Raw genomic sequence first — 14526 nt, forward strand, 5'->3', positions numbered from 1 at the left:
CTGTGGCCGCTGGTCTGGCGTAAAGGCATGTCCCTTCCTGACACAGATCATAGAATAGCCAAACGCTTTGAGCATCTTCGCCACCTTCACCGACCATCTGAACCGGCTGCTGGACGAGCTTGCCGCGGCAGGATCGCTGCCGCCCGAGCTGCCGCGCGGCAATGTCACGGTGGAGCCGCCGCGCGACGCCAGCCACGGGGACCTTGCGACCAACGCGGCGATGGTGCTGGCCAAGCCCGCCGGGACCAATCCGCGCGCGCTTGCCGGGCTGCTGACCGCGGGGCTCGAGAAGCTTCCGGGCGTCAAGGCGGTCGAGATCGCGGGACCGGGGTTCATCAACATCCGGCTGACGGACGATGTGTGGCGCGAGGAACTGCGCCGGATCGCGGCGGAGGGGCGCAATTACGGCCTGTCGAAGATCGGCGCGGGCGAGCGGGTCAATGTCGAATATGTTTCGACCAATCCGACGGGCCCGATGCACATGGGCCATTGCCGCGGCGCGGTGGTCGGCGATGCGCTGGCCCGGCTCCTCGAGGCGGTGGGCTTCGACGTCACCAAGGAATATTACGTCAACGACGCCGGCGGCCAGGTCGACGTGCTCGCCCGCTCGGCGCACCTGCGCTACCGCGAAGCGCTCGGCGAAAACATCGGCGAGATCCCCGAGGGACTTTATCCCGGCGATTATCTGAAGCCGGTCGGCACATTGCTCGCGGCCGAATATGGCTCGCAATGGGTGGGCAAGCCCGAGGCTGAATGGCTCTCGGCGTTCCGCGAGCGGTCGGTCGCGGCAATGATGGAGCTCATCCGTCACGACCTCGGCCTGCTCGGCGTGCATCACGACAAGTTCAGCTCGGAAGCCGAATTGCAGGCTTCGGGCGCGCCAGACCGCGCGCTCGACACGCTTCGCGCCAAGGGACTGGTCTACGAAGGCGCCCTCGAGCGACCCAAGAGCATCGACGAGCACGATGCGTGGGAACCGGTCGAACTGACCCTGTTCCGCTCGACCCAATATGGCGACGACCAGGATCGACCGATGAAGAAGTCGGACGGAAGCTGGACCTATTTCGGCGCCGACGCGGCCTATCACCTGCAGAAAGCGGAGAGCGCCGATCATCTGGTCAACATCTGGGGCGCCGACCATTCGGGGACGGTGAAGCGGATCAAGGCGGCGGTGACCGCGCTGACCGACGGGCGCGTCGATCTCGACGTCAAGCTGGTGCAGATGGTCCAGCTGCTGCGCGCCGGCGAGCCGGTGAAGATGAGCAAGCGGGCGGGCAATTTCGTCACGCTCGCCGACGTGGTGCGCGAAGTCGGCAAGGACGTCGTGCGCTTCATCATGCTGACCAAGCGCGCCGACACGCCGCTCGACTTCGACTTCGCCAAGGTGGTCGAGGCGTCGAAGGACAATCCGGTCTTCTATGTCCAATATGCGCATGCGCGGATCGCCAGCCTCAAGCGCAAGGCGGCCGAGGCCGGGCTCGATGCGAGCGCGGCGGACCTCGGGCTGCTCGACGCCGAGGAGCTCGGGCTCGTCCGGCTCGCCAGCCATTATCCGCGGGTGGTCGAGAGCGCGGCGCTGGCGCACGAGCCGCACCGCATCGCTTTCTATCTCTATGACCTTGCGGCGGCGTTCCACGCCTTGTGGAACCGCGGCAACGACGATCCCGGCCGGCGTTTCCTGATCGAGGGCGAGCCGGGGCTGAGTGCCGCGCGGCTGGCGCTCGCGGACGCCATTCAGCGGGTCATCGGGAACGGTCTGGACCTCATGGGCGTCGAGCCGGCGGAGGAGTTGCGTTAGGCGATGCGGTTGACGAGCGAGCGGCTGCCCTGGTTGGAAGACGAGCCCGTCGCGGCCCGCCCGTCCGCCGCGGCTCGCGCGACCTCGTCCAAGGGCAATGCGGGGCGGGGCATGTGGCCCTGGTACCTGCTCCTCGCATTGCTGGTCGTCGCGGTCGGGGTCGGAGCCTGGTGGCTCGGCACCGCACAGCGTGACGCCGCCGCGCCCGAACTGCCCGCCGAGGGCCCGGTCTCGGTTCCGGTCAATCGTGCGCCCGCGCCGACCTCGCCCGCGCCGGCACTCAGCGAGAATACGCCGCTGACCGCGCCGGTCGTGGCCCCGCCGCCAGCGCCGACGCCCGCCGCCCGGCGGCCGGTGCGCGAGGGCCCGGCTCCGCGCGCGACCCGGGGCTCGATCGAGGTGGACTCCGGCATTGCTAGCGAGGCGGGCGAGGCGACCGGCCGCTCGACCTTCCCGGCCGACGATCCCGTCATCGCTGCGCCGCCGGCCACCGGGCCGGCCCCGGTGGTCATCTACAATCCCAATCCCAATCGCGGACGGGTGGTCCAGCTCGGCGCCTTCCCGACGCGGGCGCAGGCCGAAGAGACCTGGCGGCGGGTCACGCGGCGCTATCCCTATCTCGCGACCAAACCCAAGATGGTGAACACGGTCGACGTCCGGTCGCTCGGCGGGGGCCGGCGGACGCGAATGTTCCGCCTGCAGCTCGGGACCTCTTCTCAAGCGCAATCGGCAGTCATATGCCAGCAGCTCGAAAAGGCGGGGCAGAGCTGCGTGGTAGTGTACTGATCATGGCGACATCGCGAGGGGTGACGGGCGAGCCATTGCCGTGGCTCGAGCCGGTCGAGGACGAGGACGAACCGCCCGCGCTGTCGGCGCGCAAGATGCTCGCGGCCATTCTGGTGGTGCTGGTCGCGGCCGGGCTGGTCGCGGGCACGCTCTACTGGATCGGCAAGCGCCACGCCGAGGAAGGCAGCGGACCGCCCGAGCTCGTCCGCGCCGAGCCGGGGCCGTACAAGGTGAAGCCGACCGACCCGGGCGGGATCAACGTCGCGGGCGACAGCGAGACGACCTTCGCCACGGGTGCGGGCGAGGATATCGACGGACAGCTCGACCTCGACGCCGTTCCCGAGGAAGCGATCGCCAAGCCCCGGCCCAAGGAGCCGGCTCCGGTTGCCGAGGCCGAGGCCGAGGCCGCCAAGCCGGCCGCGCCGGCTGCGCCCGCCGCTCCGTCGGGCCCGAGCGTGCAGCTCGGCTTCTACGACAATCCGGCGCAGGCCAATGCCGCCTGGAACAGCCTCGCGGGCCGTTTCCCGGCGATCGCGGGGGCGGGCAAGGTGATCGTGCCCTATCAGAAGGGGCAGCGGCTCCGCGCGGTGTTCGGCAGTGCCGACGAGGCGCGCGCGGCGTGCCAGCTCCTCAAGGCCGCGGGCGACGCCTGCTTCCTGGTGCGCTGAGCCGATGCAGGCGGCAATCTATGGACTGTCGGGGCTGACGCTCACCGAGGACGAGACGGCCTTCTTCCGCGAGGTCGATCCGGCGGGCTACATCCTGTTCGCGCGCAATTGCGGCGATCCCGAGCAGTTGAAGGCGCTGACCGCGGCGCTGCGCGACCTCCACGGCCGCGCCGACCTGCCGATCCTGATCGACCAGGAAGGCGGGCGGGTGATGCGGATGAAGCCGCCGGTGTGGCCGGCGCTTCCGGCAGGCGGGGCGTTCGACCGGCTCTACCGTACCGCGCCTTCCTCGGCGATCGAGGCGGCGCGGATGAACGCGCGGGCGATCGGGCTCCTGCTCGCCGCGCATGGCATCAACGTCAATTGCGCGCCGATGCTCGACGTGCGCCAACCCGATGCCGACCAGATCGTCGGCGACCGGGCCTATGGCACCGAGCCGATGCAGGTCGCGGCGATCGGCCGGGCGGTGCTCGACGGCATGGCGTCGGCCGGGGTGGTCGGGGTCGTCAAGCACATGCCGGGCCATGGCCGGGCGACGGTCGACAGCCACAAGGAACTGCCGCTCGTCCGCGCTTCCGCCGAAGAACTCGAGATCGACCTCGAGCCGTTCGAAGCGCTGCGCGAGGCGCCGATGGGAATGGTCGCGCACATCCTGTTCGAGGCGTGGGACGCCGAGCGGCCGTCGAGCCAGTCGCCCTATGTGATCGAGGAAATCATCCGCAAGCGGATCGGCTTCGCCGGCCTGCTCATGACCGACGACATCGGGATGGAAGCGCTGTCGGGCTCGGCGGGCGAACGCTCGGCGGCGGCGATCGCGGCGGGCTGCGACCTAACGCTGCATTGCTCGGGCAAGTTCGACGAGATGGTCGATGTCGCCCGCCATGTCGGGCCGCTGACCCTCGAGGCCGAGGCGCGGCTGGCGCGGGCGATGGCGGGCGCGATGCTCGGCGGCTCGGACGGCCCCGATTTCGCGGAGGCCGCGGCGGTCCGCGACGAGCTGCTGGCGCTGGCCTGAAGCGCAGCCCATGACCCTGATCCCCGACGCCGACGAGACGCTTCAGCTGCATCTCGGGGCATGGGAGGGGCCGCTCGACCTGCTGCTCAGCCTCGCGCGGGCGCAGAAGGTCGACCTCAAGCACATCTCGATCCTCGCGCTGGTCGAACAATATCTCGACTATCTCGAGGGCGCCAAGGCGTTGCGGCTCGAGATCGCGGCCGATTATCTCGTGATGGCGGCGTGGCTGGCCTATCTGAAAAGCTGCCTGCTGCTGCCCAAGGATCCGCAGCAGGACCCGAGCCCCGAGGAACTGGCGGCGCGGCTGCAACTCCGGTTGCAGCGATTGGACGCGATGCGCGAGGCGGGGGCGCGGCTGATGGCGCGCGACCGGCTTGGCCGCGACGTGTTCGTGCGGGGCGCGCCCGAGGGGCTGCGGCAGGTGCGCAAGGCGAAGTGGGACGTGTCGCTGTTCGAGCTCGCCGCCGCTTACGGTCAGGTGCGGGCGCGCTCGGCGCCGGTCATGCACGTGGTCGCACGGCGGGCGGTGCTGACGCTCGAGGAAGCGATCGAGCGGGTGTCGGCGCTGGTCGGAAGCGCGATCGAGTGGACCCGGCTCGAGCGGTTCCTCCAACCGAGCCAGGATCCGGTCTATGCGCGCTCGGCGCTCGCCTCGTCGTTCGTCGCGGCGCTGGAGCTGGCCAAGCAGGGCCGGGTCGAATTGCGGCAGGAAGCGCCCTTCGCGCCGCTCGAGCTTCGGGTGGCACGGGCGTGAGCGGCGATTACGAGCGGGCGGTGGAAGCGGTGCTGTTCGCCGCCGCCGAGCCGCTGACCCTTGCCGACATCGAGGCCTATGCGGGCGAGGGTGACCTCAAGGGCGCGCTGGCGCGGCTGGCGGACAGCTATGCGGGGCGGGGGATCAACCTCGTCGAGCGCGGCGGGCGCTGGCATTTCCAGACCGCCGCCGACCTCGCGCACCTGCTTCGCCGGACCCGCGAGGAGCCGCGGCGGTTGAGCCGGGCGGCGACCGAGACGCTCAGCATCATCGCCTATCACGAGCCGGTCAGCCGCGCCGAGATCGAGGCGATCCGCGGGGTGCAGACCGCCAAGGGCACGCTCGACGTGCTGATGGAAGCGGGCTGGGTGCGGCCGGCGGGGCGGCGCGAAAGTCCCGGAAGACCGCTCCTTTATGCGACGACGGGGGAGTTCCTGACCCACTTCGGGCTCGCCACCCGCCGCGACCTGCCGGGGATCGACGACCTCCAGGCGGCGGGGCTGCTCGATCCGGTGGACGAGACGAGCCTCATGCTGCAACTGGAAAGCGGCGAACAAGACGACTAAGTAGCCCATCTTCAACGGAGTTCTTACCCATGGGCGGCTTCAGCCTCTTCCACTGGCTCATTCTCGGCATCCTCATCCTGCTGCTGTTCGGCGGCAACCGTTTCTCGGCCATGATGGGCGACGTCGCCAAGGGGCTGAAGAGCTTTAAGCAAGGGCTTTCCGACGACGATGAGGAAGCCAAGCGCAAGGCCGAGGAAGCGCGCCGGATCGGTAGCCCCGAGCGGCCGATCGACGTGACGCCCAATCCCCGCGTCGCCGATCCGGTCACTCCGCCGCCGTCCGACACGACTCCCCGCTAAGCCGGGGAAACGCCGATGTTCGGCGTCGACAGCAGCGAACTGTTCATCGTCGCCGTGCTGGCGCTGATCTTCATCGGTCCGAAGGAGCTTCCTTCGACGATGCGGCTGGTCGGCCGCTGGGTCGGTCGCGCCAAGGCGCATGCGCGGCACTTCACCTCGGGCATCGAGAACATGATGCGCGAGGCCGAACTCGAGGAAATGGAGAAGCGCTGGCGCGAGGAGAATGAGCGGATCATGCGCGAGCATCCCGTGGCGCTGCCCTATGCCGGCGCGAGCGAGGAGCATGGCGCGGTGATGATGCCGCTCGATCGGCCGCCTTCCCAGGATCCGGCAGCTCCGAGCGACGTCGGAGAGCGATCGGACGAGCGTGCTTCGACGTCGCTCGGCACCAACGAGATCGCGGCGAGCGACGAGCCGCCGCTGCCGCTGCCCGAGCCCGAGCATCACCGGCGCGAGCTGCCATGAAGGACATTGACGAGACCAAGCAGCCGTTGTTCGACCATCTGGTCGAATTGCGACGGCGCCTACTTGTCAGCCTCGCGGCGCTGGTCGCGGCATTCATGCTGTGCCTCTATTTCGCCAAGCCGATCTTCGGGCTGCTGGTCCAGCCGCTGCTCGCGGCGGGGCAGGGCAAGCTCATCTACACCGACGTGTTCGAGGCCTTCTTCACTGAGGTGAAGGTGGCGCTGTTCGCCGCGCTGATGCTCTGCTTCCCGGTGTTCGCGACGCAGATTTGGCGGTTCGTCGCGCCCGGGCTCTATGTGAAGGAGAAGAAGGCGTTCCTGCCTTTCCTGGTGATGACGCCCTTCTTCTTCGCGGCCGGCGCGCTGTTCGCTTATTTCGTCGCCATGCCGTGGGCCTTGAAGTTCCTGCTGAGCTTCGAGGGCAACGTCGGGGGCGTCGAGCAGGAAGCCTTGCCGGGGGTCGGCAACTACCTGTCCTTCGTCACGCGCTTCCTGTTCGGCTTCGGGGTCGCCTTCCTGACCCCGGTGCTGCTGATGATCCTCGAGCGCGCGGGGATCGTCACCCGCGAGCAGCTGGCGGCCAAGCGGCGCCACGCGATCGTCGCCTGCGCGGCGGTGTCGGCGGTGCTGACCCCACCCGACGCGGTGTCGATGCTGTTGCTGCTGGTGCCGCTCTACGCGCTTTATGAATTTGCCATCCTGGCCATCCGGATCACGCATTGGCGGGCGGCGCGGCGCAAGGCCGAAGCGGCCAAGACGCAAAGCGGGCCCGAAATCGTCACCGGGGGGGGGGAGGGTTGACGACTTCGGGCCCGTGTAAGCGGACAGCGAGAGCGGGGGGGCAAAAGGTCGCTATCCGAGGTGTAAAACGGTGGGGCATGGCGGGGGTTCCCGCTTAGGCCCAAAAATATTTCAGCGCGGCGGAAAGACCGGAAGATCGACGCTGTAGCTGCCCGGCGAACGGTCGAGATTCGAGCGCAGCTGCTTGGCGAGGCCGGCGATGATCCGCTCGAATTGCTGATGCTCGGGAGCCGACTGGACCTCGGCGGCGAGGGCAGTGGTGGCGAGGGTGAAACGGGCGCTGAGATCGCTCGTCCGGCGCAGGGTCAGCGTCACCGGCGCTTCCGGGTCCTTGAGCATCGCATGTTCGACGATCTCGGTCGTGAAGAAAGCGGTGGCGACCGCGACATCCTGCGTCGTGTTGAGGCTCTCGAGGTCAAGGCCGATGTCGATCATGTGCGCTCCCGCGGGGGCCGAGCCGCGGAGGTTGGCGGCGAGTTCGCTCAGCAGCGGGCGAAGCGCGATGCCGCGATTTTCCTCGAGCTCGGCATAGTGGTTGCGGTGGACCACCGCGAGCGCATCGACCCGGCGCCCGATCGAGGAATAGGCGTCCTTGGCGTCCTCGGTGGTCGCGCTGCGGCGGTGGATGTTGAGCAGCGAAGCGACCACCTGCAGGTTGTTCTTCACCCGGTGGTGGACTTCCCGAACGAGCTTGCGCTGGCCTTCGAGCGCTTCGGCCATCGTCTTCTCGCTGGTGCCGATCCGCTCAAACGCGCGGACGAAGCTGTCGCCGAGCTGGCGGATCTCGATCGCCGAACCGAGCTTCTCGGGAAGGTGAAGCGGTCCCGACGCGGGGTCGTGGGCGACGATGCTCTGCTGGATCTGGCGAAGCGGCCGGAGCAGGAAGGTGCGGACCACGATCCAGCTGAGTAGCGCGGCGACGATCCACATCAGCAGCGGAAGAAGGATGATCAGCCGGTCGACCTCGGCGATCTTGTCGACCGCGATATCGACATGCGCGCGGATCTGGCCGGCCGCAATCGGCTGCTCGACCGAGTAGATGGCGCGTTCGGTGCGGCCGAAGCTTGCCGGCGTCTCGCCGCCGGTCGTGATCTGGATCTCGCTCTGATAGTCCGACAGGAGCAGATTGCCGGGACCGGTGCGCGACGATTCAAGCGCGTCGCGGATTTCCTCGCGGCTGATCGAACCGGTCGCCGAACCGCCGTAGACACCGACCTTGTAGTAAACGCGGTTGCGGGGAACCGAGAGCCACAGCCGGACCTGGCCCGGCGCGACAAGCAGGTTCGGCCGCTCGCCATCGTCGGGCACGCCGGGCGAGCAGATCTGGGTGCCGACGCTGTCGCTGAGCAGGAAGTTTTCGGGCGGATTGTTGGCGACGCTGAGCGCCCGCTCGACCCGGCGGCAGGGTTCCGCGCCACCGTCGAGCGCGCCACTGGCCGCAATGCGGAGGGCGAGGATATTGCGGGCAATGAGGCTGTCGACCGCCCGGACCGCGAGCCGGCCCTGGTCGGTCGCCCGCGCGCCCATGGCGTCATTGGCCTGGTTGATCCCGCTGGTGGCGGCCGCAACAAGCACGAGCCCGAGCGGCAGAATCGCCGCCGTCAGCAGAAGCAACAGCTTGCTGGCAGTAGGAAGCTGCTGGAACCAGTTTCTCAATCTAGACATAAAAATTCGTCAGGGGCGCCGGCGCGCGGTCAACTCAGCTTTCCGAGCAGATCGAGGAAGTCGTCGGGAACGTCTTCGCGAAGGGCTTCGTCGTAGGCGCTACGAAGCGCCCGGCCGACGTCGTCGGGGCCGGACCCGCCACGCTTGGGCGGTGTCTTCTTCACGTTCGAGGCTTCGTTCGGGCTTTTAGGCCGATCGCCATTGTCCGCACTCAAGCCCTCAATCCCCTCCCGCAGTTGCGTTGCCTGGCGCAATGCATGTTCCTCAGGTTGTGCGCAGAACGCGTATACGCCCCTAAAAGTCAGGCAGCCCCCGCGTCAATTGGAAGGCTGCCCGGCGATGAAACCAAAGCGAAACAGCTTTGTTCCGTCAACCGTAACAATCTGCCCGATTGCCATTGCGGCACCAATGTGGCGAGGGTTGCAGTTTCGGCCCCCCGCTTCCAATAGGGGCACCAATTCTTTTACCCAGGAGCAACGCATACCCATGTCGCTAGGCCAGGAACTTGCGCCCCATCTGCCATTCCTCCGGCGCTATGCGCGCGCGCTCACCGGCAGCCAGACCCACGGTGACGCCTTCGTGCGTGCGGCCCTCGAAGCGATCGTTGCCGCGCCCGACAGCTTTCCGCGCGACGTCGAGCCGCGTCTTGGCCTCTACAAGACCTTCCACGCCATCTGGTCGACCGCCAACATCGAGGAAGGCGCCGACTCGGACATGGACGACGCCGGCAATCCCGAGGCGATCGCGCAGGCCCGCCTCAGTCGGATCACCCCGCTGTCGCGCCAGGCGCTGCTGCTGACCGCGCTCGAGGGCTTTTCGGCGACCGACGCCGGCTATCTGATCGGCGCGCAGCCGGGCGAAGTCGACAATCTGGTCCAGGAAGCGCTGAGCGAAATCGAGCGCCAGACCCTCGCCGACGTTCTCATCATCGAGGACGAACCGATCATCGCGATGGACATCGAGACGATCGTCCGTGACCTCGGCCATAATGTCACCGGCGTCGCCGTGACCCGCGACGAGGCGGTGGCGCAGGCCCGCGCCCACCCGCCGGGCCTGGTCCTCGCCGACATCCAGCTCGCCGACGATTCGAGCGGGATCGACGCGGTGCGCGACATCCTTGCCGAATTCGCGGTGCCAGTGATCTTCATCACCGCTTTCCCCGAGCGACTGCTGACCGGCACCCGTCCGGAGCCGACCTTCCTCATCACCAAGCCGTTCCAGCGCGCGACGGTGAAGGCGGCGATCGCGCAGGCGCTGTTCTTCGATTCGGCGACCGTTCCGGCGGGTTGAAGCACCAACAAAGGGAACTGCGGTTCCCATCGTTGCGTTGGCGCTTCAAATCTTATCGGAGTGCCGAGTTTCCATGAATCAAGATCGTCCGGAGCATCTCACCGGAACCGAAGCGCGCGCCGGCACCACGCCGGGCGTCGCTCGGGTCGCCCTGTTCGGCGGGCTGGGGCTTGTCATCCTAGCTTTCGCGATCATCTATTTGCTAGCGTCCTAAGTGGACAGCATGGCATCGTCGATCGACGGCGCGGCAGCTGAAGAATTTGAAGATGGGCGGGGACCGTTGAACGACGAACTAGATCAGCAACCCGCGGAAGCGGCGCGGGCCGAACCGGTTCCCCTGTCGGATCCCGAATTCAAGCAGCAGCTTGCGCAGGTCATTCCGCACCTGCGCGCGTTCGGCCGTTCGCTCTCGGGCAGCCGCGATCTGGCCGACGACCTCGTCCAGGAAACGCTGCTCAAGGCCTGGGCGGCGCGCAAGCGCTTCCAGGCGGGCACCAACATGCGTGCCTGGACCTTCATCATCCTTCGCAACCTGTTCCTCAGCCAGATGCGGCGTGCCCGCTTCAAGGGCGAATGGGACGAGATCACCGCGTCGAAGCTTCTGGCCGCCCCGGCGAGCCAGGACCGGCACGTCGAGCTCGGCGACATGCAGCGCGCCCTGCTTCATCTGCCGCAGCCGCAGCGCGAGGCGCTGATCCTCGTTGGTGCGGGTGGGTTTGCTTATGAGGAAGCGGCGGAAATCTGCGGCTGCGCGGTCGGCACGATCAAGAGCCGCGTGGCGCGCGGCCGGGTCGCGCTCGAGCAATTGCTGAGCGGCGGCAAGCTTCCGAGCCGGCGCCAGCACAAGACCGATCCCAACAACAGCGCGCTGGCGCAGATCATGGGCGAAGTCGACGAGCTGGCCGGCAATCGAGGCTGAGTTTTCCGGTCCGGAACGAAGAAAAAGGCGCGGCACTCCAATTCAGGAGCGCCGCGCTTTTCTTGTTTCAGGGTGTCTACCCGAGTCGTGCGAGAAGGTCGTCGAACGCACGATCATCGTTGCTCAAGGGCGCGCCCGCGAAGGCACGCCGCAAAGCAGCGGTGACACCGGCATGTGCAGGCGGTAGCTCGACCCTAATGATACGCCGATCCATTTGGTCATCTTGCATACGCGCCGCCGCCTTCGAGGAAGATGCGGGTTTCATTCGGCTGCTCAACGCAAGAAGCTTGGGATTGTTGCCCCCACGACATTGGATGACTTGCTCCGATCATGAGTGTTGATCGTGGGACACTGGCGCGCGAGGAGGCCATTGTGCGCGCGCGACGCTGGTCGCCGTTCCTCGCGGGCCTGATCGAGCGGCAGGCGGATGTCGCCGATACCTTCGTTCGCGACGGCAGCGCCGCGGCGCTCGCACTGGTGGCCGATACCGGCGCGGCGGGCGGCGAAAAATTGCGCAAGGAGCGGCAGCGGCTGGCCTTGGCCACGGCGCTCGGTGACCTCGCGGACGAACTCAGCCTCGAGGAAGTGACCGCCGCGCTGTCCGACTTTGCCGACCGGGCGATCGACGAGGCATTGGGCATGGCCATCGCCGAGCGCGTGCCGGGCGCGACGAGCGAGGGCATGACCGTGCTGGCGCTGGGCAAGCTCGGGAGCCGCGAGCTCAATTACAGTTCGGACGTCGACCTCATCCTGCTGTTCGATCCCGGGACGCTGGCGAGGCGGACGCGGGACGATCCGGCCGAGGCGGCGGTGCGCTACGGGCGGCGCCTCATCGAGCTGCTGCAGGTGCGCGACGAGCATGGTTATGTTGCGCGGGTCGACCTTCGTCTCCGGCCCTCGCCCGAAGCGACCCCGATCGCGCTCCCGGTCGACGCGGCCATTTCCTATTACGAGAGCCAGGCGCTGCCGTGGGAGCGGGCGGCGTTCATCCGCGCGCGTTGCTGTGCCGGGGACCGAGCGCTCGGCGAGCGCTTCCTCGAGGAGATCCGGCCGTTCGTCTGGCGGCGGGCGCTCGATTTCGGGGCGATCGACGAGATCCGCGGCATTTCGCTGCGGATCCGCGATCATTATGCCAGCGGGCAGAAGTTCGGGCCGGGCTTCGACCTCAAGCGCGGGCGCGGCGGGATCCGCGAGGCCGAATTCTTCACGCAGGTCCAGCAACTGGTGCACGGCGGACGCGAACCGGCGCTGCGAACGCCCGCGACGCTCGATGCGCTCGAGGCGCTGGTCGCGGCCGGGCGGATGCCGGTGGCGGTCGGGCGCGACGTCGGAGAGGCCTATCGCGCGCTGCGCACCGCGGAGCACCGCGTGCAGATGATCGACGACCGGCAGGAGCACCGCTTGCCCGACGGCGGAGGGCTGACCGCGGTGGCGGGGCTTGCGGGGATGGCCGACGAGTCGGCGCTGCTGGCTTCGCTCGCGCCGCATGTCGAGGCGGTCGGGCGCTTGTTCGACGAACTGGTCAGCACGGACGAGGAGCATCTGCCGAGCGACGCCCAGTCGTTGCAGGCCGAGCTTGCGGCAATGGGCTGGAAGGATCCCGCCGTCGCGGCGCGGCGGGTCGCCGAGTGGCGCAGCGGGCGGGCGCGCTCGCTTCGGTCGCCTCCCGCGCGGGCCGCATTCGAGGCGATGCTCCCGGGCCTCCTGCCGCGCATTGCCGCCGCGCCCGATCCCGATCGCGCGCTCAACCGCTTCAGCGACATCGTCGAGCGACTGTCGAGCGGGGTCAATTTCTTCCGGTTGCTCGAGGCGCGGCCGGCGCTCGCCGACACGCTGGCGCTGATCCTTGCGCAGGCGCCCGCGCTCGCCGACCAGCTGGCGCGGCGCCCGACCCTGCTCGACGGGCTGATCGACGACAGCAGCTTCGCGGTTCCGCCCGACGCCGACGCACTGGCGGGCCGTTTCGCGACGGAGGTCGCCGAGGACGGGCTCGACCAGGCGCTCGACCGCGTGCGGCGATTGGTCGGCGAACGGCGCTTCGCGCTCGGCGTGCAATTGATCGCGGGCTATCGCGGCCCGCTGACCATGGCCAAGGGCTACAGCGACCTCGCTGAAGCGGCCGTACGCGTGCTCGCCGACCGTGTCGCCGCCGAATTCGCCGAGAGCCACGGGCGGATCGCGGGCGGGGACATGGCGATCCTCGGGCTTGGCCGGTTCGGCGGCCAGGCGCTGACCGACGCCAGCGACCTCGACATCATCTTCCTGTGGGATTGCCCCGAGGGCAGCCGCTCGGACGGCCGGCGCGCGCTTGCGGGCACCGATTATTACAATCGGCTCGCCAGCCGGATCGTGGCGGCCCTGTCGGTGCCGACGGCCGCCGGACCGCTCTACGACGTCGATACGCGGCTGAGGCCGCAGGGCGAGAAGGGGCTGCTCGCGGTCAGCCTCGATGCCTTCGAGGCCTATCAGCGGACCGAGGCGTGGACCTGGGAACATCTCGCCTTGTGCCGGGCCCGGCCGATGACCGGCAGTGCCGCCTTCCAGGAGCGGGTGCGGGCGCGGCTGGAGACGATCCTCGGCACGGGCCACGACGCGGCCAAGGTCCGCGAGGACGCGGCGGCGATGCGGCTCCAGATGGCGCGGCACAAGCCGTCGGTCGGACCGCTCGACGTCAAGCAGGGGGAAGGGGGGCTGGTCGATCTCGAGTTCGCTATCCACACGCTGCAGCTGACCACCGGCGTCGGGCTCGATCCGCGGCTGGAGGTGGCAATCGCTGCCCTGGCCGGGGCGGGGCTGATCGACGCCGTGGCGGTCGACGACCTGCGGCTGCTTTCGGGCTTCCTCGTGGTGATGCGGCTGGTCGCGCCGGGCGCCGTGGCCCTGTCGGAAGCGAGCCAGCCGCTGGTTGCAAAGCTGTGTGGACAGGAAGACTGGGATGCGCTGTTGGCGGCGCTCGATGCGGCGCGTTCGCGGATCGCGGCGCGCTGGAACAAGGTGAGGACAGGCGAATGATCGACGAAGGACAGAAGGCCCCCAGCATTGCGGTCGCGACCACGAGCGGCGAGACGGTCGATCTCGCGGCGCCGGGCGGCAAGGTCGTGGTCTATTTCTATCCCAAGGACGACACCTCGGGCTGCACCAAGGAAGCGCAGGAATTCACCGCGCTCGCGGACGATTACGCAGCGGCGGGGGTCAAGGTGATCGGCGTCTCGCGCGACGATGCGAAGAGCCACGACAAGTTCATCGCCAAATACGACCTCAAGGTGCCGCTCGCGGTCGACGACGGGGCGCTGAGCGGGGCATTCGGGACCTGGGTCGAGAAGTCGATGTACGGGCGCAAATATATGGGAATGGAGCGCTCGACCTTCCTGATCGGGGCCGACGGAACGGTGCTCAAGGCGTGGCGCAAGGTGAAGGTGCCGGGGCATGCCGCCGCCGTCCTCAAGGCCGCGTCGGACGCGTAAAAAAGCGAAAATCCCTTTATTACCAATTAGCAACTCC

The 14526-nt window shown here is 68.3% G+C and carries 16 protein-coding genes; 14 read left to right on the plus strand and 2 right to left on the minus strand.

What is annotated here, in order from left to right; genetic code table 11:
• Positions 1–67 precede the first annotated feature (67 nt).
• Genes argS through tatC form a run of 9 tightly spaced genes read left to right on the plus strand, consistent with a single transcriptional unit; the run spans position 68 to position 7151 of the window.
• Positions 68–1798: an arginine--tRNA ligase gene (gene argS, locus ABD693_RS06925; protein ID WP_344696286.1), complete on the plus strand. Its 1731-nt coding sequence runs from the start codon at positions 68–70 to the stop codon at positions 1796–1798.
• A 3-nt stretch (positions 1799–1801) separates the two neighbouring features.
• The gene (locus ABD693_RS06930; RefSeq protein WP_344696287.1) at positions 1802–2584 is read left to right on the plus strand and encodes an SPOR domain-containing protein; all 783 of its coding nucleotides are present in this window, start codon (positions 1802–1804) and stop codon (positions 2582–2584) included.
• Between the two features lie 2 nt (positions 2585–2586).
• A complete protein-coding gene (locus ABD693_RS06935; protein ID WP_344696288.1) occupies positions 2587–3252 on the plus strand; it encodes an SPOR domain-containing protein in 666 nt (221 codons plus the stop codon).
• A 4-nt stretch (positions 3253–3256) separates the two neighbouring features.
• Positions 3257–4267, plus strand: coding sequence for a beta-N-acetylhexosaminidase (nagZ, locus tag ABD693_RS06940; RefSeq protein WP_344696289.1), 1011 nt, complete (start codon positions 3257–3259; stop codon positions 4265–4267).
• Positions 4268–4277: 10 nt separating this feature from the next.
• On the plus strand, positions 4278–5021 hold the full coding sequence (locus tag ABD693_RS06945; RefSeq protein WP_344696290.1) for a segregation and condensation protein A: 744 nt from the start codon (positions 4278–4280) through the stop codon (positions 5019–5021).
• Positions 5018–5587, plus strand: coding sequence for an SMC-Scp complex subunit ScpB (scpB, locus tag ABD693_RS06950; protein WP_344696291.1), 570 nt, complete (start codon positions 5018–5020; stop codon positions 5585–5587). The genes ABD693_RS06945 and scpB overlap by 4 nt, the downstream gene beginning before the upstream one ends.
• A gap of 29 nt (positions 5588–5616) precedes the next feature.
• A complete protein-coding gene (locus ABD693_RS06955; protein WP_344696292.1) occupies positions 5617–5886 on the plus strand; it encodes a twin-arginine translocase TatA/TatE family subunit in 270 nt (89 codons plus the stop codon).
• 15 nt (positions 5887–5901) lie between these two features.
• Complete coding sequence (locus tag ABD693_RS06960) at positions 5902–6351, plus strand: Sec-independent protein translocase subunit TatA/TatB (protein WP_344696293.1); 450 nt, start codon at positions 5902–5904, stop codon at positions 6349–6351.
• A complete protein-coding gene (gene tatC, locus ABD693_RS06965; RefSeq protein WP_344696294.1) occupies positions 6348–7151 on the plus strand; it encodes a twin-arginine translocase subunit TatC in 804 nt (267 codons plus the stop codon). The genes ABD693_RS06960 and tatC overlap by 4 nt, the downstream gene beginning before the upstream one ends.
• Before the next feature lie 111 nt (positions 7152–7262).
• Here the strand turns inward: tatC and ABD693_RS06970 are convergent, their stop codons facing one another.
• Positions 7263–8816: a sensor histidine kinase gene (locus tag ABD693_RS06970; protein ID WP_344696295.1), complete on the minus strand. Its 1554-nt coding sequence runs from the start codon at positions 8814–8816 to the stop codon at positions 7263–7265.
• Positions 8817–8845: 29 nt separating this feature from the next.
• Positions 8846–9070, minus strand: a complete 225-nt coding sequence (locus ABD693_RS06975) for a NepR family anti-sigma factor (RefSeq protein WP_344696296.1) — start codon at positions 9068–9070, stop codon at positions 8846–8848.
• A gap of 232 nt (positions 9071–9302) precedes the next feature.
• On the opposite strand from ABD693_RS06975, the gene ABD693_RS06980 reads away from it, so the two are divergent.
• The 5 genes from ABD693_RS06980 (at position 9303) to ABD693_RS07000 (ending at position 14489) form a co-directional block, all read left to right on the plus strand.
• The gene (locus ABD693_RS06980) at positions 9303–10106 is read left to right on the plus strand and encodes a response regulator (RefSeq protein ID WP_344696297.1); all 804 of its coding nucleotides are present in this window, start codon (positions 9303–9305) and stop codon (positions 10104–10106) included.
• Positions 10107–10179: 73 nt separating this feature from the next.
• A complete protein-coding gene (locus ABD693_RS06985; RefSeq protein ID WP_344696298.1) occupies positions 10180–10320 on the plus strand; it encodes a hypothetical protein in 141 nt (46 codons plus the stop codon).
• Positions 10321–10386: 66 nt separating this feature from the next.
• A complete protein-coding gene (locus tag ABD693_RS06990; protein WP_344696299.1) occupies positions 10387–11025 on the plus strand; it encodes a sigma-70 family RNA polymerase sigma factor in 639 nt (212 codons plus the stop codon).
• Between the two features lie 330 nt (positions 11026–11355).
• Positions 11356–14037 carry a bifunctional [glutamate--ammonia ligase]-adenylyl-L-tyrosine phosphorylase/[glutamate--ammonia-ligase] adenylyltransferase gene (glnE, locus tag ABD693_RS06995; protein ID WP_344696300.1) on the plus strand — a complete coding sequence of 894 codons (2682 nt, stop codon included), beginning with the start codon at positions 11356–11358 and terminating at the stop codon, positions 14035–14037.
• Complete coding sequence (locus tag ABD693_RS07000; RefSeq protein ID WP_344696302.1) at positions 14034–14489, plus strand: peroxiredoxin; 456 nt, start codon at positions 14034–14036, stop codon at positions 14487–14489. The genes glnE and ABD693_RS07000 overlap by 4 nt, the downstream gene beginning before the upstream one ends.
• Positions 14490–14526: the final 37 nt, after the last annotated feature.

Origin of the sequence: Sphingomonas rosea (genome assembly GCF_039538065.1) — a bacterium.
Classification (GTDB): domain Bacteria; phylum Pseudomonadota; class Alphaproteobacteria; order Sphingomonadales; family Sphingomonadaceae; genus Sphingomicrobium; species Sphingomicrobium rosea.

Coding starts and splice junctions, on each gene's coding strand:
- ABD693_RS06935 (WP_344696288.1), top strand. CDS start 2,587: ATGGCGACATCGCGAGGGGTGACGGGCGAGCCATTGCCGTGGCTCGAG.
- ABD693_RS07000 (WP_344696302.1), top strand. CDS start 14,034: ATGATCGACGAAGGACAGAAGGCCCCCAGCATTGCGGTCGCGACCACG.
- ABD693_RS06985 (WP_344696298.1), top strand. CDS start 10,180: ATGAATCAAGATCGTCCGGAGCATCTCACCGGAACCGAAGCGCGCGCC.
- ABD693_RS06980 (WP_344696297.1), top strand. CDS start 9,303: ATGTCGCTAGGCCAGGAACTTGCGCCCCATCTGCCATTCCTCCGGCGC.
- ABD693_RS06955 (WP_344696292.1), top strand. CDS start 5,617: ATGGGCGGCTTCAGCCTCTTCCACTGGCTCATTCTCGGCATCCTCATC.
- ABD693_RS06945 (WP_344696290.1), top strand. CDS start 4,278: ATGACCCTGATCCCCGACGCCGACGAGACGCTTCAGCTGCATCTCGGG.
- glnE (WP_344696300.1), top strand. CDS start 11,356: ATGAGTGTTGATCGTGGGACACTGGCGCGCGAGGAGGCCATTGTGCGC.
- nagZ (WP_344696289.1), top strand. CDS start 3,257: ATGCAGGCGGCAATCTATGGACTGTCGGGGCTGACGCTCACCGAGGAC.
- ABD693_RS06960 (WP_344696293.1), top strand. CDS start 5,902: ATGTTCGGCGTCGACAGCAGCGAACTGTTCATCGTCGCCGTGCTGGCG.
- ABD693_RS06970 (WP_344696295.1), bottom strand. CDS start 8,816: ATGTCTAGATTGAGAAACTGGTTCCAGCAGCTTCCTACTGCCAGCAAG.
- ABD693_RS06930 (WP_344696287.1), top strand. CDS start 1,802: ATGCGGTTGACGAGCGAGCGGCTGCCCTGGTTGGAAGACGAGCCCGTC.
- tatC (WP_344696294.1), top strand. CDS start 6,348: ATGAAGGACATTGACGAGACCAAGCAGCCGTTGTTCGACCATCTGGTC.